This is a genomic window from Pseudomonas sp. KB-10, assembly GCF_018221585.1.
Classification (GTDB): Bacteria; Pseudomonadota; Gammaproteobacteria; order Pseudomonadales; family Pseudomonadaceae; genus Aquipseudomonas; species Aquipseudomonas yangonensis.
This window is the reverse complement of sequence record NZ_QYYB01000003.1, coordinates 438,190-454,368: the sequence shown is the minus strand read 5'-3', so window position 1 is coordinate 454,368 and position 16,179 is coordinate 438,190. Positions and strand designations below refer to the sequence as shown.

Below are 16,179 nucleotides of genomic sequence, written 5' to 3'. Positions count from 1 at the left end.
CGCCCATTCAGTGACTGAATACTGCGTCTGCGTTCACAGCCACCGGAGCTGCGCGTTATAGTCGCGCTCTGAATTTCTGCTGCGGGCCGGCCCGCGCGTTACCGTTTCGAGGATTTTCCGATGAAGTTCGAAGGCACCCAGTCCTACGTCGCCACCGACGACCTCAAGCTCGCGGTCAACGCCGCCATCACCCTGCAACGCCCGCTGCTGGTCAAGGGTGAGCCGGGCACCGGCAAGACCATGCTCGCCGAGCAACTGGCCGAGGCCTTCTCTGCCCGCCTGATCACCTGGCACATCAAGTCCACTACCAAGGCGCATCAGGGCCTGTATGAATACGATGCGGTCAGCCGCCTGCGCGACTCGCAGCTCGACTCCGACAAGGTCCACGATGTTCGCAACTACATCAAGAAGGGCAAGCTGTGGGAGGCGTTCGAGTCCGACGAGCGCGTGATCCTGCTGATCGACGAGATCGACAAGGCCGACATCGAGTTTCCCAACGACCTGTTGCAGGAACTCGACAAGATGGAGTTCTACGTTTACGAGACCAACGAGACGATCAAGGCCAAGCAGCGCCCGATCATCATCATCACCTCGAACAACGAGAAGGAACTGCCGGACGCCTTCCTGCGCCGCTGCTTCTTCCACTACATCGCCTTCCCGGATCGCGAGACCCTGAAGAAGATCGTCGACGTGCACTACCCCAACATCAGCGGCGAGCTGGTGGCCGAGGCGCTGGATGTGTTCTTCGACGTGCGCAAGGTGCCGGGCCTGAAGAAGAAGCCCTCGACCAGCGAACTGGTGGACTGGCTCAAACTGCTGATGGCCGACAACATTGGCGAAGCCGTGCTGCGCGAGCGCGACCCGACCAAGGCCATCCCGCCGCTGGCCGGTGCCTTGGTGAAGAACGAGCAGGATGTGCAACTGCTCGAGCGCCTGGCCTTCATGACCCGCCGCGCTAGCCGCTAGGCTTGTCTCCCCTCTCCCGCTTGCGGGAGAGGGGCCGGGGGGAGAGGGTAGCCGGCTGCGTCGATACGGCCTGAAAGGCCCCTCTCCCTAACCCTCTCCCATGAATGGGAGAGGGAACCGTTCGTGCATCACCGGGAGACCCGCAGCCATGCTGCTCAACCTGTTCAACGAAATGCGTGCGGCCAAGGTGCCGGTGTCGGTGCGCGAGTTGCTCGACCTGATCAACGCGCTCAAGCACAACGTCGTGTTCGCCGACATGGACGAGTTCTATTACCTGGCGCGCGCGATCCTGGTGAAGGACGAACGTCACTTCGACAAGTTCGACCGTGCCTTCGGCGCCTACTTCAACGGCCTTGAGAACCTCAACCAGCACATCGAGGCGATGATCCCCGAGGAGTGGTTGCGCAAGGAGTTCGAGCGCCTGCTGACCGACGAGGAAAAGGCGCAGATCCAGAGCCTGGGCGGCCTCGACAAGCTGATCGAGGAATTCAAGAAGCGCCTCGAAGAGCAAAAAGAGAAGCACGCCGGCGGCAACAAATGGATCGGCACCGGCGGCACCAGCCCGTTCGGCTCCGGCGGCTACAACCCGGAAGGCATCCGCGTCGGCGATGCGGGCAAGCGCCAGGGCAAGGCCGCCAAGGTGTGGGATCAGCGTGAATACAAGAACCTCGACGATCAGGTCGAACTGGGCACGCGCAATATCAAGGTGGCGCTGCGCCGCCTGCGCAAGTTCGCCCGCCAGGGCGCTGCCGAAGAGCTGGATCTGGACGGCACCATCGACCACACGGCGAAAGACGGCGGCCTGCTCAACATCCAGATGCGCCCGGAACGGCGCAACACGGTCAAACTCCTGCTGCTGCTGGATATCGGCGGCTCGATGGATGCCCACGTCAAGGTCTGCGAGGAGCTGTTTTCCGCCTGCAAGACCGAGTTCAAGCATCTGGAATATTTCTACTTCCACAACTTCATCTACGAGAGCGTGTGGAAGAACAACATGCGTCGCACCAGCGAACGCACCTCGACGATGGACCTGCTGCACAAGTACGGCGCCGACTACAAGGTGGTGTTCGTCGGCGATGCGGCCATGGCGCCCTACGAAATCACCCAGGCCGGCGGCAGCGTCGAGCACTGGAACGAGGAAGCCGGCTACGTCTGGATGAAGCGCTTCACCGAGAAGTTCAAGAAGATCATCTGGATCAACCCCTACCCCAAGGACACTTGGAACTACACCGCCTCCACCAATCTGGTACGCGAGCTGATCGAAGATCGCATGTACCCGCTGACCCTGCAGGGATTGGAAGACGGCATGAAGTATCTGTCCAAGTAAGGCTAGAGCCGCAACAAAAAACGCCGCGAATCCGGTTAAGGATTCGCGGCGTTTTTGTAGCCTGGATGCAATCCGGGTACTTATGAACCTCGGCTCCGGATTGCATCCAGGCTACGCGAGATTCGAGCTCAACGCTTGTCCGCGTCGTCCGGCTTGTTCAGGTCCATCACCGTCTGCGCCGGGGCCTGTACCGGCTCCTCGACCTTGGCCTCGGCTGGCGCTGCCACAGGAGCAGCCGGTGCACTCGATTCTTCGCTCGCGGTGTCCTTCTTGCTCAGGCCGATACGCTTGAACAGCCAGCCGATCACCACCACCGGGATGAACCAGAACTTCTTCAGCAGTACCAGCAGCATGGCCAGAAGACCGGTCTTGGCCGCCACCTTGCCGGCTACCAGCGCGCCCAGGCCGTAAGCGGCTACGGTGTCCAGGTCCGGATCGAATTCGGCATAGCGCTGGCCTGGGTTGAATTCGGTGGCTGCCAGCACGGCCGGCACGTTGGCCTCGATCTCTGCAAGCTGATCCATGTTGGCGACGAAATTCAGCACCAGCACACCCTTACGGCCCAGCACGCGGATGTTGTAGTTCAGGGTGTTGGTCTCGCTGTCACCGAACTTCAGCTCCTTGGCCCAGTGCAGCTTCTTGCCCTCGGCATCGTAGCGTGGCGCAGCGGCCCAGCCGACCAGCTGAACCGGCTCGTAGCCATTCTCTTCACGCCAGGTGTTGGCCTCACGCATGTCGGCCTGCATGTCCTTGAGCATGTCGCCGTAGTCGATGTCGGCGGCGTCCTCGTCGGACACATAACCGCTGTCTTCATATTCGACGGTGACACCCCAGGACTCCTCGGCCAGCGGTGATACTCCGGCCGGCAGGATCATGCCCAGCGGCGGAACATCGTCCGGCGGGTTGCCCCAGCCATCGACCAGCAGGCGCTGGGCATTCTGGCCATCGAGGAATACCAGCGAATCGGGCAGGTTGAGGGTGGCCAGATCGTTGCCGATCACCACTCGCCCGGTCTTGAACTCCAGGCTGGCAACGAATTCTTCGGGGCTGATGTACTGCGCCGAATCGTCACCCTCGGTGACCTCCTCGCTGACCGCAGCACTCTCAGGCTCGGTCTCGGGATTGGCGTATGCAGCGGACGTGAGCGGAAGAACGGCAGCCAGCGCGGCTGCCAGGATCGAATCCTTGATCGACATGGAAACTCCAGTGCTACAGGGGTTTGGGATAAATGTAACGCGGTATTACATTAACATACCCTGCCTGCACATCTGGCGAACCAGCGCACCTTTTGCCCCCTTCGGCTTGCGCCTAGGAACGCTCGCGGGCTGACCGATTCAGCGCCAGTGGCGCTGCTGAGCGCGTCTGGTCCGCCCTGCCCCGAACAGCCAGCCGAACATCAGCACCAGCAGTTCCGCCAGCCAGGCCAGCAGCAACGCACTGATCACACCCCAGAGGATGGCATCCGGGGTGAACAATACCTGATAGCGGTACGCCCGAAGGGTTTCCTGGAACAGCTCGTGATCGGCGCCAGTCGCCAGGTGCCAGGCCTGGGCGTACCAGGGCCCCTGCATGGCCTGCCACTCGCGCTCGAGCAAGGCCGAGCGCTGTACCAGGTGCCCGACGCTCTTGGCGTCGCTACGCATCACCGGGTCGTCGCTTACGCGGTAGTGCGCCACCAGCGCGTCCATGTCGCCCTTGAAGAATTTCTGTGCGGTTTCCTGGAAACCCTTGAGACTCTGTTGCGATTCCAGACGGTGCGCTTCGACCCGCTTGGCATAATCATCGATGAAGCCCGGCACCTGTACGCCGAGCAACAGGCCGAAGGCGAACAGCGTCAGACGCAGGTAGCTTCTAAGCATGGGATCAGGCCTTGCCGTGAGTGATGCTTTCGCCGCGGCGCCACAGGCGCCATTCGCCCGGCTGGTACAGCGACCATTGTTCGTTGTCGGTCAGAGGTTCGGTGGCGATGACCGTCACCACATCGTTGGGTGTGGTTTCAGACTGGAAGTCCACCTTGAGATCGGCGTCCTTGAGCTGCGCCGGGCCGAAAGGCGCACGCCGGGTGATATGCGCCAGCTTGGTCGAGCAGAAGCTGAACAACCAGTCGCCATCACTGAGCAGGCAGTTGAACACGCCAAGCTGGCGGTAGCTGGCACAGGCTGCCACCAGCACCGGCAGCAGCACCTCCACCGAGACCGGCTCGGGAAACGCGCGCCGCACGCGGTTGAGCAGGTCGCAGAAGGCGGCTTCGCTATCGGTCTCGCCCACCGGTCGATAGAAACTGGTGGAGCCCTGCAGACCAGCGAGCTGACCGTTGTGCGCGAAACACCAGTTGCGTCCCCATAGCTCGCGGCTGAAAGGATGGGTATTGACCAGTGAAACCTGACCGACATTGGCCTGGCGAATGTGGCCGATCACCACCTCGCTCTTGATCGGGTAGCGCTGCACCAGTTGCGCGACCTCGGACTCGCTGCTCGCCCGCGGGTCCTGGAACAGACGCAGGCCACGCCCCTCGTAGAAACCGATACCCCAGCCATCGCGGTGCGGCCCGGTACGGCCGCCGCGCTGCATCAGCCCGGTAAAGCTGAAGACGATATCGGTGGGTACATTGGCGCTCATGCCGAGCAATTCGCACATCGAATCAATTCTCCTTGCCGAGGATCAGACGCAGGCGCTCGGCTTCGTCCTGCAGACGCGCTTCGAGTCGCTTGCGGCCCTGCGGCAGAAAACGCACCAGCAGTCGCCATAGCAGCGCCGGCAGGTCGCCCGGCCGACGCGGAATCAGGTGTAAATGAAGATGAGGCACGTGCTGGTTGGAGTCCGGGCCATCATTGATCAGCAGGTTTATGCCGTTGACACCGTAGCCCGCCTCACGCAGCGCACCGGCCACGCGTTCCGACAAGGTCAGCAGGCGCTCACGAACCGGCACAGGCAGGTCACGCAGAAACGGCGCATGCAGGCGGCTGACGATCAGCACATGGGCCGGACGCATGGGAAAGATATCCAGCAGAACGATGAAATCATCGTCCTCGTAAAGTCGATGAGCGGGTAGCCGTCGCTCGGCAATGGCACAGAACACGCAATCCATCGGGCCTCCCTTGCGCAAGGTCATCATGCTGAACGCACGGACCTGCAGGCGCAAGGGGCAAATCAGATACGCGGTTCCATACGACCGCTGCGATCGCGCCCGTAATCGCGAATCGGTAGATCGTCGTCCTCTTCCATGCGCTCGCGCAGAGTACGGGGGTCTTCGTCAGGCTCGGCGGCCGCCTGGCCATGGCGGTTCTTCCACCATCGCTCGATGGGCCAGCGAATGGCGACGAACAGCAGGTAAACGGCAAGCGCGATCAGGCTGTAGAGCGCCAGATCGGCCACGGCGCGCCAGGCGTTGTTGCCGACCTTGAGCAAAACGTCCATGGCGGTAACCGCCAGTGCTGGTGCGAACAGCTCACGCGTCGGGTCGACGATGGTCGGGCTGAACAGCAATACCGCCACCAGCACGGCAAGTGGCTCGCGCAGATAGCGCCACATCCAGCTGGTCAGGCGCATCCATACCAACAGGCAACCCAGGGCGGCAATCCCGTAGGCCGCCCAGGCCATGAGGTAGTCGTTTTCATTCATCATAAGCAGGCGCCGGCGTGGCAGGTCTGGCAAAGGGGCGCTTATGATAGCGGTTTTTACCCGGCTCGGCGCTCTTGCCGGCCAGGCCGATCTGGAGTTTCGCCATGTCCTCTGCCCCCATCGCCCACCAGCAAGCCGGCAACGATCCCTATCGCTGGCTGGAGAACCGCGACAGCGAAGAGGTGCTGGCGTACCTGCAGGCAGAGAACGCTTATCTGGAGAGCGTACTGGAGCCACAGCAGGCGCTGCGCGAGCAGCTGTTCGAGGAGATCAAGGGGCGCATCCGCGAGACCGACCTGTCGCTGCCCACGCCCTGGGGCGACTACCTCTATTACCAGCGCACCACCGCTGGTGACGAATATCCACGGCACTATCGCTGCCGTCGCCCTGCCGATGGTTCGCTGCAGGTCGACAGCGCCAGCGAAACGCTGCTGCTCGACCCCAACGAGCTGGCCGGTGGCGGCTTTCTTTCCGTGGGTGCATTCAGCATCAGCCCCGACCAGCAACGCCTGGCCTACAGCCTCGACAGCAGCGGCGACGAGATCTACCGCCTGTTCGTCAAGGAGCTGGGCAGCGGCCAGATCAGCGAGCTGCCCTTCGACGACTGCGATGGCAGCATGACCTGGGCGAACGACAGCCAGACGCTGTTCTTCACCGAACTGGACGACACCCACCGCCCCTACAAGCTCTATCGTCACCGCCTCGGCGAGGCCGCAGCCGAAGCGGTATTCGAGGAGACAGATGGCCGTTTCTTCCTGCATTGCTATCGTTCCAGCTCCGAGCGCCAGTTGATTCTGCAACTGGGCAGCAAGACCACCAGCGAAGTCTGGGTGCTGGACGCCCATAACCCGCAAGACGCCTTCACCTGCCTGGCGCCCCGCGAGGAAAATCACGAGTACGACGTCGACCACGGCATGCTCAACGGCGAGTGGTGCTGGCTGATCCGCAGCAACCAGAGCGGGATCAACTTCGCGCTGTACCGCGCCACCGAGGGCAAGCCGCAGCGCGCGCATTGGCAACAGATTCGTCCACATGACCCGCAGGTGATGCTAGAAGGTGCCACGCTGAACCAGCGCGCCATCGTCCTGGCGCTGCGCGAAGGTGGCCTGCCGATCCTCGAAGTGCAGCCGCAGGGCCAGATGGCATACCGCGTGCAGCTGCCGGATGCGGCCTACAGCCTCTATGTGCAGGACAGCCTGGAGTTTCACAGCCCGGTGATTCGCCTGCGCTACGAAGCGCTGAACCGCCCCGCCCAGGTACGTCAGCTGGAACTGGCCACGGGTGCGCAGCAGGTGCTCAAGCAGACGCCGGTAGAAGGCCCGTTCGATGCCGACCTTTATGAAAGCCGTCGTCTCTGGGCCAGCGCAGCCGACGGTACGCAGATCCCGATCAGCCTGGTGGCGCGCCGCGAGGTGTTCGCCGCAGGCCAGCCGGCCCCGCTCTATCTCTACGGCTATGGCGCCTATGGCGCGAGCCTTGACCCTTGGTTCTCCCATGCGCGCCTGAGCCTGCTCGACCGCGGCTTCGTCTTCGCCATCGCCCACATACGCGGCGGCGGCGAGATGGGCGAAGCCTGGTATCGCGCCGGCAAGCTTGCGCACAAGCAGAACAGCTTCACTGACTTCATCGCCAGCGCCGAACGCCTGATCGCCGAAGGTCTTACCACCGCCTCGCAGCTGGCGATCAGCGGCGGTAGCGCCGGCGGCCTGCTGATCGGCGCTGTGCTCAACCAGCGCCCCGAGCTGTTCGCCGCTGCCATTGCCGAAGTGCCCTTCGTCGACGTGCTCAACACCATGCTCAACCCGGACCTGCCGCTCACCGTGACCGAGTACGACGAATGGGGTGACCCGAACCAGCCCGAGGTCTTCGAGCGCATCAAGGCCTACGCGCCTTACGAGAATGTGCGCGCCCAGGCCTATCCGGCGATTCTCGCCGTGGCGGGCTACAACGACAGCCGCGTGCAGTACTGGGAAGCCGCCAAGTGGGTGGCCAAATTGCGCCGCGACAAGACCGACGACAGCCTGCTGCTACTGAAGACCGACCTCGGCGCAGGCCACGGCGGCATGAGTGGGCGTTATCAGGGCATCAGGGATGTGGCGCTGGAGTATGCGTTCCTGTTCCGTGTGCTCGGGATAGCGCACGCCTAGGAGCGACTTCAGCCGCGATTGCCCAAGCATCGCGGCTGAAGCGGAATGCGCCAGCCGCTCCTGCAGGAAAACGACGCTCAGTCCTGCTTGCGCTGCCCTTCCAGCCCCTGGCTGTTGCGGCGTATCTGCTCGTCCAGTTGCGGGATCGGCTGATCACCGTTGGAGCGAGGCGCACCGGGCAGGGGCTGGCCCTGAGGCGGCGGAAGAAGGGGCGCCGATCCCTGGCGCTTGATCGGTACTGCGGTAGAGGGCTGGCCATAGGGCTGTGGCGTCGCCGTGCCCGGCGAGCCGGGCTCCGGAGCTGACGGCATGCGCATGGGCTGCTGCGCCCATGCCAGCGTGGCGAAGCTGGACGCCAGGATCATCGCGGCAAGAATGGGGATACGCATGATGGCTCTCCTGCTCGACAGGCTTTCGTTCTATTCTGGCAACACCTGCCCACCAACGTTCCAGCGAATCGCTCCATGAATCCGACCAGCAAGCTCGACAAGATTCTCGCCGAAGCCCAGCAACGCCGCGAAACCAGCTACCGGGAAAAGGCGCTGCGCATGTACCCACACATCTGTGGCCGCTGCGGCCGCGAGTTCAGCGGCAAGCGCCTGAGCGAGCTGACCGTGCATCATCGCGATCACAATCACGACAACAACCCGGAAGACGGCTCCAACTGGGAGCTGCTGTGTCTGTACTGCCACGACAACGAACACCAGCGTCAGGTCGACTTGCACTACCAGAAGGAAGAGGCCGCCAGCGCGGGCTCCGGCAGCAAGGTCACGCACAAGGGGCTGGCAGGCCTGGCCGCACTGCTCGGCCAGGCGGACGCTAAAAAGGACTGACCGCGGACAGTAGGAGCGAATTCATTCGCGATTCGCGGCTGAAGCCGCTCCTACGGAGTCGGTAGCGTGCACCAATCCGAGGTCAACCAGGTCGCGCGTGGACAGCTGCGCGTCATGCTTGGCGGCTCTCAACGCTGCGGAACGTCCCCGGCAGCGGGATCAGGCGTCACGGCCCTGTAGGAACGAATTCATTCGCAATTCGCGGCTGAAGCCGCTCCTACAAGACTGCACCAGGACTCAACGCAGCAAGCGTGTGTCCAGGGTCTTCGACGGGCCGCCGATGACGTTCTCGGTAATATCGACGAAGTCCTTGGTGCTGACCCGGTCCAGACGCATCAGCCCACGGGTGACGTCGTCCAGCGAGAGATTGCCCTTGTCCTTGGTCTTCTGGCGGATTTCCCGGTCCAGCTCCTGCAACAGCAGCACGGCACGGGCGGTGACCTGGCCGCTGGCATTGTCGGTGCGCAGGCTGTTGACCGGCTTGCTCCAGCGAATCAACTGCTCGCGGATCTTCTGATAGCGGTCCTCGCTGATGCCACCGGCACGGCGCATCAATTCGATGGCGTAGTATTCGGCCAGGCCTTCGGCGATCCAGTCACTGCGATCACGGCCATAGATCCGGCCGAACACATGCACCAGCTCATGCACCAGCGAACTGGTGCCGTTCTCGCTGACTAGTGGACGGTCGGCATGCATGTAGTAGGAGTTGGCCGCCGACAGGCCGCCGCGCCACATCGGATCGCCAGCACCGACGATCAGCAGTTTGTCCGGATCACGCGGGAACACCTGCTGCATCTGCGGCCAGACGAAGGTCAGGAAGGTCATGATATCCATGCGCCGCATGCCCTCACCGACCGGCGCGGAAATGGCGACTTCGGTATCACCCAGGCGCGTGCGGCGGGTACCCAGCTTGCCGGCGAGCATCCAGCCGGTCGGGCGATCGAACTTGCGCTGCGGGTTGTCGATACGAAAACGATTCTTGCCGATGCGCGGCCAGCCGGTTTCCACGCTCTTCCAGCCCTTGGGCAACTCGAATTGCAGGCGCGCTACCAGCTCGGTCTTGTCACGCTGATCGAGCCTGGCCGCGGGCACCAGATCATCACCGCGAAACAGCGCCCAGTCCTCGGTCATCCTGGCGTCGTAACGGCCGGGCTTGCGCTCGTTGTCGATCAACACACGATAGCTGAGCACGCTCTTGCCCTCGCCCGGTTGCCATTTGCCTCGCCCGGCAACCTCCTGCGACCACTGACCATCGGCCTTGAAGTCGCTGAAGCGTCCGTCCTCGCCAAGATTGAAATCGAGGCTACGCACGCGCTCGCCCTTCTCCAGCGTGATGCTGACCTCGGCCTGATTGCTCTCGGGCAGAAAGCGCACGTGGTAATCCAGATCGACCTTCTGCGCGGCGGCAACGGCCGGCAGGCTCAGAAGCAGCAGAGACGCGTACAACGGCAAGCGAAGGGACATCGAGCAACACTCCTGATGCGTGACATGGCGGCATATGACCGCCGCGCCACAGAGCAAATTCCATGGGCGGAAGACAGATTTGCCACGAAGCTGCGCGGCAATCAACCCGCCCGGAAAATCAGATGATCTTCCCAGTCCTCTTCGGCCACGCTGTTCTCGCTGAGCATACGTCCCGACTGGGAAATCCGCTCGGCATGCACCGCATCCGGATCACCGCTCACCAGGTGATGCCAGTGCGGCAGATCCTTGCCTTCACTGACCAGACGATAGGCGCAGGTCGGCGGCAGCCACTGGAACTGATCGGCCTGCGCCGGCGTGAGCTGGATGCAATCGGGCACATGCTTGACCCGGTTGGGATAATCGCTGCACCGGCAGCTCTGCAGGTCCAGCAGTTTGCAGGCGATACGCGTGTAGTAGACGGCGCCGTCGTCCTCGTCCTCGAGCTTCTGCAGGCAGCACAGGCCGCAACCGTCGCACAGCGATTCCCACTCGCCCGGGTCGAGCTGGGCGAGCGTCTTGCGTTTCCAGAAGGGTTCGAGGTTGGCGGCCATGAGAGCAGTATGGACTCAGGTGAAAAAAGCGCGGCAGTCTAGCTCGCGCGGCAGGTGCGGCCAAGCGGCCCTGGCCCAACGGCATCAGTAACCGCGGGCGAAATCCACTTCACCACGCAGCGGCTTTCCCGTTTTCCAGCGCGTCAGGTTGTCGATGAACAAGTCTCTCATCAGCGCCGGATCGGTGGGCGCCGAGCTGTGACCGGTGAGCAGCAGACGCGGCGCCGTCCAGAACGGATGGCCTGGCGGCAGAGGCTCTTCGCGGCACACATCGATCACTGCACCCGCCAGCTGATGTCGCTCGAGCGCGGCGACCAGGTCGGCGTCGACCACCGCGACGCCACGCCCGGCGTTGATCAGCACGGCCTCTTCACGGAAATGGGCCAATAGATCGGCATCGTACAGATCGCGGGTTGCCGGCGTGTCCGGCAGCAGGTTGATCACGTAGTCGGCCCAGGTGATCAGCCGTGGCAAGCCGTCCATGGCTGCCACTTCGGCAAAAGGCGCCTGCTCTCGGGCATGGCTGGCAACGCCACGCAGCTCCACAGCGAATGGCTGCAGAAAAGTGGCCACGGCCTGACCGATATCGCCACAGCCGACCACCAGCACCCGGCGCCCACGCAGGCTACGCGGCAGGCTGTGATCCCAACGCTGCTCGACCTGCGCCGCCAGCCGCGCGAACAGACGCCGCTCGTGGGCCAGCATATGGCCGAGCACGTATTCGGCCATTACCTGGCCAAAGATGCCAACGGCGCGGCTCAGGCGATAATCACGCGGCAGGCCCGCCGCCAGCAGCGGCGTGATGCCTGCCCAGGTCGACTGCAGCCACTGCGGACGCAGCCCTGCGCGCAGCAAGGGCGCGAGCAGGTCAGGCTGCCCCAACCACAGGTCACATTCGCTGGCGAGCGTATGCAGCTGTTCGGGCTGCGTGCTGGCTACCAGCTGCAGTTCGGGACAGGCGCTACGAATGCGTTCGGCATAGAACACATGATCATCTTCTGCGATCAGCAGGCGCATGCGTCAAACCGGGTCGTTACGACACAGCAACTCGTCAGGCAGGTGCTGAATGTAGTCTTCTTCGGGCGGCGGCATCTGCAGGTGATAACCCTGCTTATCGAGATTCTCCAGCACCGTGGCGATGTCTTCCCGCGCCAGCTGGCGCTCCGGGCTGAGCACCAGATCGAAGGCGTGCGCGGGCGGGCCGAATACCGCGAGCAGACCCTCGGGCACGCGGGTCAGGGCCTCGGCCTTGAGCACGTAGAGGTACATCTCGTTCTTGCGCGGGCTCTTGTAGATGGAACAGATGCGTTTCACGCGGATTCTCCTTCAGCGGCCAGGCAGTCCAGAAGAGCCTGACCCATCAACTCCCGGCGCCAGCCGCGCAGGGAATCGGGCAATTGGTAAGGGCCGTTGGGAAAGCCGCTTTTCAGCAGGGCCTCCAAAGTTTTCTTGCGCAGCATCAGCTCGGGCACGATATCCAGGCGCTCGCCCTCGCGCTGGCCGACGGCGCGCAGCTTCTTGAGCAGCGCCGAGGCTTCGACCGGCAACGGCTCGGGCAAGGCCTCGGGCCATTGCTCGGGTGGCAGTGCCGCGGCCTCGCGAATCAGCTTGAGCAGGGTTTCGCCATCCTGGCGCACGGTCTTCGGGTGCATGTCCTCGATACGCGCCAGCGCCACCAGGTTATCCGGCTGGGTACGTGCCAGCGGCCACAGCGAATGCTCGCGCAGCACGCGATTACGCGGCTGATTGCGCGCCCTCGCCTCGCGTTCGCGCCAGGCGCACAGGGCGCGCAGCACCGCTTGTTGCTGACGCGACAGTTTCCAGGCCAGCTTGGCCTCGCGCCAGGCGTCCTCCGGTGCCACTTCACGGCTCAGGTTGGCCACCAGTTCGGCACCGTCCTCCAGTATCCACTCGACCTTCTGCGGCGCCAGGCGGGCCATCAGCGCACGGTACACCTCGACCAGATGCAGCACGTCTTCGGCGGCGTAGCGCACCTGCAGTTCGGACAGCGGCCGCTGCAGCCAGTCGGAGCGGGTTTCGCCCTTGGGCAGTTCGATATCGAGCAGCGCCTGCACCAGGCGCGAGTAGCCCATGGAAAAACCGAGGTTGAGATAACCGGCCGCCAGTTGCGTATCGAACAGCGGCGCCGGCAGGCTGCCGCTCAGGCGCAGGAAGACTTCCAGGTCTTCGCTGCACGAATGCAGCACCTTGACCACGTTCGGCGCTTCGAGCAGCGCAGCGAAAGGTCGCCAGTCGCTGATGCGCAAGGGGTCGATCAAATAGGCGCCGTCGCCGCCGCTGACCTGCAGCAGCCCGGCGATGGGGTAGAAGGTGTCGACGCGCATGAACTCGGTGTCCAGCGCGACGAAAGGCAATGCCTGCCAGGCGGCGCAATGCTCGGCCAGGCTGGCGTCGTCGAGAATCCAGTGAATGTCGTTAGCCACGCGGCTCTCCCATGAACAATGCCGCGCAGTATATATGCCCAGGCCTTCGCACGGGGCGCGGCCTGCCGCCGATCAGCGGAACTGTGTAATCTGTGCCGCGCACCACCTCCGACACGGAAGAACAACAATGCTGAAGAAACTGCTTGCCCTGCTCGTCATGCTGCTGGCCGCAGCGGCTGGTTACCTGGCCCTAACGCCCAGCCCGATCGATCCGCTGCCCTGGGACGCGGCGCCGGCCCCGGCGATGACTGGCGTGCTGGAACCCAACGACACCCTGATGAAGGCCGAGCTGCTGGCGCGCGGCCAGGTCCATGGCCCCGAGGATACCGCCGTAGATGCCGAGGGCCGCGTCTACGCCGGCCTGCATGACGGGCGCATCGTCCGCGTTCTGGCAGACGACAGCCTGGAAACCTTCGCCGAAACCGGCGGCCGCCCGCTGGGCATGAACTTCGATGCCGATGGCAACCTGATCGTCGCCGACGCCTACAAAGGCCTGTTGAGCATCGACCCGCAGGGTGCGATCAAGGTGCTGACCACCGAGGCCGAAGGCCTGCCCTTCGCCTTCACCGATGACCTGGATATCGCCAGCGACGGTACCATCTACTTCAGCGACGCCTCCTCGCGCTTCCAGCAACCGGACTACCTGCTCGATCTGCTCGAAGCACGCCCGCACGGACGCCTGCTGAGCTACAACCCGGCCAGCGGCGAAACCCGCGTGCTGCTCGATGGCCTGTACTTCGCCAACGGCGTGGCGCTGTCGGCGAACGAGGACTTCGTGCTGGTCAACGAGACCTATCGCTACCGCATCACCCGCTACTGGCTCAAGGGCGACAAGGCCGGCCAGCACGACATATTCATCGACAACCTGCCTGGTCTGCCGGACAACCTGCAGGGCGACCGCAAGGGCACCTTCTGGGTGGCGCTGCCCACCCCGCGCAAGGCCGACGCCGACTTCCTTCATCGCCATCCCTGGCTCAAGGCGCAACTGGCCAAGCTGCCGCGCGCGCTGTGGCCGAAAGCGATCCCCTACGGCTTCGCCATCGCACTCGATGAACAGGGCAACATCGTTCACAGCCTGCACGACACCAGCGGCACGCATCTGCGCATGGTCACGTCGGTGAAGCCGGTGGGTGATTACCTGTACTTCGGTAGTCTGGACAACGACCGCATCGGTCGCCTGGAACTGCACTGACGAAAAAAGCCCCGGATGACCGTAATGCTGTTCACTTAAGCGGTTGGGCGCGATCAGTCCCCTCGCCCCTCTGGGGAGAGGGTTAGGGCGGGCCGCGTTCGGAGAGGGGGGCCGGCAGACTCGCGGCGATTTCAGCCCTCTCCCCCAGCCCCTCGCCCATAAATGGGAGAGGGGAGCAAGGCGCGCACAACCTTATGTGAATACCATCACCGGATAACCGGGGCTTTCTTTTATCGCGAAGTATCGAACCTCAGACCACACCTTGGGCCAGCATGGCATCGGCGACCTTGACGAAGCCGGCGATGTTGGCGCCCTTCACGTAGTTGATGCGGCCGTTCTCTTCACCATGGTGCACGCAGGCATGGTGAATGTTCTGCATGATGCCGTGCAGACGCTCATCCACCTCGCCGGCGCTCCAGTGCAGGCGCATGGCATTCTGGCTCATTTCCAGCCCACTGGTGGCCACGCCACCGGCGTTGGAGGCCTTGCCCGGCGCGTAGCAGATACCGGCCTCGACGAACAGGTCCACCGCTTCCAGGGTCGAGGGCATATTGGCGCCTTCGGCCACGCAGATGCAGCCGTTGTTCAGCAGCGCGCGGGCGTTGTCGCCGTCCAGCTCGTTCTGCGTCGCGCAGGGCAATGCGATATCGCACGGCAGGTCCCAGGGGCGCTGACCGGCGAGGAACTGCAGACCGTAGTGCTCGGCCATCTCGCGCAGACGACCACGGCGCACGTTCTTCAGATCCATCAGGTACAACCACTGCTCATCGCTCAGGCCACTCTCGATATGCACAGTGCCTTCGGAGTCGGACAGCGAGATGACGCGACCACCCAGCTCCATGACCTTCTGCGCCGCGTACTGGGCGACGTTGCCGGAACCGGAGATGGCCACACGCTTGTCTTCGAAGCCCTGACCGATGCGTTTGAGCATCTCCTGAGCGAAATACACGCACCCATAGCCGGTCGCTTCCGGGCGGATCAGGCTGCCGCCGTAGCTCAGGCCCTTGCCGGTAAGCACCGAGGTGAACTGGTTGGACAGGCGCTTGTACTGGCCGAACAGGTAGCCGATCTCACGGCCACCGACGCCGATGTCGCCGGCCGGCACGTCCAGGTCAGCCCCGATATGGCGGTACAGCTCGCTCATGAACGACTGGCAGAAGCGCATTACCTCGCCCTCGCTCTTGCCCTTGGGGTCGAAGTCCGAACCGCCCTTGCCGCCGCCCATGGGCAGCGAGGTCAGCGAATTCTTGAACACCTGTTCGAAGGCCAGGAACTTGAGCACGCCCAGGTTCACCGAGGGGTGGAAGCGCAGGCCACCCTTGTAGGGGCCGATGGCGCTGCTCATCTGGATGCGGTAGCCGCGGTTGACCTGCACCTGGCCACGGTCGTCGACCCAGGGCACACGGAACAGAATGGCGCGCTCAGGCTCGACCATGCGCTCGAGAATGCCGGCATCGCGATAACGCGGATTGGCCTCCAGAAAGGGCCAGAGGCTTCGCACTACCTCTTCCACCGCCTGGTGGAACTCCGGCTGATCGGGATCGCGCTGTTTCAGGCGCGCCAGGAAAGAATCGACGGACAACGACATGCGGCACCTCGACACCACAGAGACAAAGTGGCCGGCACTCTAGCAG

At 63.5% G+C, this 16,179-nt stretch carries 17 protein-coding genes; 5 read left to right on the top strand and 12 right to left on the bottom strand.

Annotated features, from left to right (window positions below; translation table 11 throughout):
* The first annotated feature begins 120 nt into the window (after positions 1–120).
* Both DXK50_RS10715 and DXK50_RS10710 read left to right on the top strand, forming a co-directional pair.
* The gene (locus DXK50_RS10715; protein ID WP_024308671.1) at positions 121–966 is read left to right on the top strand and encodes an AAA family ATPase; all 846 of its coding nucleotides are present in this window, start codon (positions 121–123) and stop codon (positions 964–966) included.
* A gap of 148 nt (positions 967–1,114) precedes the next feature.
* Positions 1,115–2,293 (top strand): vWA domain-containing protein, encoded by a 1,179-nt coding sequence (locus DXK50_RS10710; protein WP_212630292.1) that lies wholly within the window; start codon positions 1,115–1,117, stop codon positions 2,291–2,293.
* A 128-nt stretch (positions 2,294–2,421) separates the two neighbouring features.
* On the opposite strand, the gene DXK50_RS10705 is transcribed toward DXK50_RS10710, so the two are convergent.
* From DXK50_RS10705 to DXK50_RS10685, 5 genes are all read right to left on the bottom strand, one after another.
* A complete protein-coding gene (locus DXK50_RS10705) occupies positions 2,422–3,489 on the bottom strand; it encodes a DUF2167 domain-containing protein (RefSeq protein WP_212630291.1) in 1,068 nt (355 codons plus the stop codon).
* A 138-nt stretch (positions 3,490–3,627) separates the two neighbouring features.
* Positions 3,628–4,152 (bottom strand): DUF2937 family protein, encoded by a 525-nt coding sequence (locus DXK50_RS10700; RefSeq protein WP_212630290.1) that lies wholly within the window; start codon positions 4,150–4,152, stop codon positions 3,628–3,630.
* 4 nt (positions 4,153–4,156) lie between these two features.
* On the bottom strand, positions 4,157–4,930 hold the full coding sequence (locus tag DXK50_RS10695) for a class II glutamine amidotransferase (protein WP_024308676.1): 774 nt from the start codon (positions 4,928–4,930) through the stop codon (positions 4,157–4,159).
* A gap of 4 nt (positions 4,931–4,934) precedes the next feature.
* Positions 4,935–5,381: an HIT family protein gene (locus DXK50_RS10690; protein ID WP_212630289.1), complete on the bottom strand. Its 447-nt coding sequence runs from the start codon at positions 5,379–5,381 to the stop codon at positions 4,935–4,937.
* Between the two features lie 62 nt (positions 5,382–5,443).
* Positions 5,444–5,917: an MFS transporter gene (locus DXK50_RS10685; protein WP_161866310.1), complete on the bottom strand. Its 474-nt coding sequence runs from the start codon at positions 5,915–5,917 to the stop codon at positions 5,444–5,446.
* A 101-nt stretch (positions 5,918–6,018) separates the two neighbouring features.
* Between DXK50_RS10685 and DXK50_RS10680 the strand changes: the two genes are divergently transcribed.
* Positions 6,019–8,061 carry a S9 family peptidase gene (locus DXK50_RS10680; protein WP_212630288.1) on the top strand — a complete coding sequence of 681 codons (2,043 nt, stop codon included), beginning with the start codon at positions 6,019–6,021 and terminating at the stop codon, positions 8,059–8,061.
* A 77-nt stretch (positions 8,062–8,138) separates the two neighbouring features.
* Here the strand turns inward: DXK50_RS10680 and DXK50_RS10675 are convergent, their stop codons facing one another.
* Positions 8,139–8,450 carry a hypothetical protein gene (locus DXK50_RS10675; RefSeq protein ID WP_212630287.1) on the bottom strand — a complete coding sequence of 104 codons (312 nt, stop codon included), beginning with the start codon at positions 8,448–8,450 and terminating at the stop codon, positions 8,139–8,141.
* 75 nt (positions 8,451–8,525) lie between these two features.
* On the opposite strand from DXK50_RS10675, the gene DXK50_RS10670 reads away from it, so the two are divergent.
* Positions 8,526–8,894, top strand: a complete 369-nt coding sequence (locus tag DXK50_RS10670; RefSeq protein WP_161866313.1) for a YajD family HNH nuclease — start codon at positions 8,526–8,528, stop codon at positions 8,892–8,894.
* Between the two features lie 237 nt (positions 8,895–9,131).
* Here the strand turns inward: DXK50_RS10670 and DXK50_RS10665 are convergent, their stop codons facing one another.
* The 5 genes from DXK50_RS10665 to rnd all read right to left on the bottom strand — a co-directional run bounded on the left by DXK50_RS10665 (position 9,132) and on the right by rnd (position 13,353).
* A complete protein-coding gene (locus DXK50_RS10665) occupies positions 9,132–10,358 on the bottom strand; it encodes a hypothetical protein (protein ID WP_161866314.1) in 1,227 nt (408 codons plus the stop codon).
* A 101-nt stretch (positions 10,359–10,459) separates the two neighbouring features.
* The gene (locus DXK50_RS10660; RefSeq protein WP_161866315.1) at positions 10,460–10,909 is read right to left on the bottom strand and encodes a YcgN family cysteine cluster protein; all 450 of its coding nucleotides are present in this window, start codon (positions 10,907–10,909) and stop codon (positions 10,460–10,462) included.
* Between the two features lie 84 nt (positions 10,910–10,993).
* Positions 10,994–11,926: a D-2-hydroxyacid dehydrogenase gene (locus DXK50_RS10655; RefSeq protein WP_212630286.1), complete on the bottom strand. Its 933-nt coding sequence runs from the start codon at positions 11,924–11,926 to the stop codon at positions 10,994–10,996.
* Positions 11,927–11,929: 3 nt separating this feature from the next.
* A complete protein-coding gene (locus DXK50_RS10650) occupies positions 11,930–12,223 on the bottom strand; it encodes a YcgL domain-containing protein (RefSeq protein WP_024308684.1) in 294 nt (97 codons plus the stop codon).
* The gene (gene rnd / locus DXK50_RS10645; protein ID WP_212630285.1) at positions 12,220–13,353 is read right to left on the bottom strand and encodes a ribonuclease D; all 1,134 of its coding nucleotides are present in this window, start codon (positions 13,351–13,353) and stop codon (positions 12,220–12,222) included. Before rnd ends, DXK50_RS10650 begins: the two co-directional genes overlap by 4 nt.
* Before the next feature lie 127 nt (positions 13,354–13,480).
* Here rnd and DXK50_RS10640 point away from each other — a divergent pair, with 127 nt between their 5' ends.
* A complete protein-coding gene (locus tag DXK50_RS10640) occupies positions 13,481–14,545 on the top strand; it encodes an SMP-30/gluconolactonase/LRE family protein (RefSeq protein WP_461818729.1) in 1,065 nt (354 codons plus the stop codon).
* Positions 14,546–14,795: 250 nt separating this feature from the next.
* Here DXK50_RS10640 and gdhA read toward each other — a convergent pair whose 3' ends face one another.
* On the bottom strand, positions 14,796–16,133 hold the full coding sequence (gene gdhA / locus DXK50_RS10635) for an NADP-specific glutamate dehydrogenase (protein ID WP_161866318.1): 1,338 nt from the start codon (positions 16,131–16,133) through the stop codon (positions 14,796–14,798).
* Positions 16,134–16,179: the final 46 nt, after the last annotated feature.

Excerpts from the sequence above, each read along its gene's own strand:
- DXK50_RS10715 (WP_024308671.1), top strand. The coding sequence starts at position 121 with ATGAAGTTCGAAGGCACCCAGTCCTACGTCGCCACCGACGACCTCAAG.
- DXK50_RS10710 (WP_212630292.1), top strand. The coding sequence starts at position 1,115 with ATGCTGCTCAACCTGTTCAACGAAATGCGTGCGGCCAAGGTGCCGGTG.
- DXK50_RS10705 (WP_212630291.1), bottom strand. The coding sequence starts at position 3,489 with ATGTCGATCAAGGATTCGATCCTGGCAGCCGCGCTGGCTGCCGTTCTT.
- DXK50_RS10700 (WP_212630290.1), bottom strand. The coding sequence starts at position 4,152 with ATGCTTAGAAGCTACCTGCGTCTGACGCTGTTCGCCTTCGGCCTGTTG.
- DXK50_RS10695 (WP_024308676.1), bottom strand. The coding sequence starts at position 4,930 with ATGTGCGAATTGCTCGGCATGAGCGCCAATGTACCCACCGATATCGTC.
- DXK50_RS10690 (WP_212630289.1), bottom strand. The coding sequence starts at position 5,381 with ATGGATTGCGTGTTCTGTGCCATTGCCGAGCGACGGCTACCCGCTCAT.
- DXK50_RS10685 (WP_161866310.1), bottom strand. The coding sequence starts at position 5,917 with ATGATGAATGAAAACGACTACCTCATGGCCTGGGCGGCCTACGGGATT.
- DXK50_RS10680 (WP_212630288.1), top strand. The coding sequence starts at position 6,019 with ATGTCCTCTGCCCCCATCGCCCACCAGCAAGCCGGCAACGATCCCTAT.
- DXK50_RS10675 (WP_212630287.1), bottom strand. The coding sequence starts at position 8,450 with ATGCGTATCCCCATTCTTGCCGCGATGATCCTGGCGTCCAGCTTCGCC.
- DXK50_RS10670 (WP_161866313.1), top strand. The coding sequence starts at position 8,526 with ATGAATCCGACCAGCAAGCTCGACAAGATTCTCGCCGAAGCCCAGCAA.
- DXK50_RS10665 (WP_161866314.1), bottom strand. The coding sequence starts at position 10,358 with ATGTCCCTTCGCTTGCCGTTGTACGCGTCTCTGCTGCTTCTGAGCCTG.
- DXK50_RS10660 (WP_161866315.1), bottom strand. The coding sequence starts at position 10,909 with ATGGCCGCCAACCTCGAACCCTTCTGGAAACGCAAGACGCTCGCCCAG.
- DXK50_RS10655 (WP_212630286.1), bottom strand. The coding sequence starts at position 11,926 with ATGCGCCTGCTGATCGCAGAAGATGATCATGTGTTCTATGCCGAACGC.
- DXK50_RS10640 (WP_461818729.1), top strand. The coding sequence starts at position 13,481 with ATGCTGAAGAAACTGCTTGCCCTGCTCGTCATGCTGCTGGCCGCAGCG.
- gdhA (WP_161866318.1), bottom strand. The coding sequence starts at position 16,133 with ATGTCGTTGTCCGTCGATTCTTTCCTGGCGCGCCTGAAACAGCGCGAT.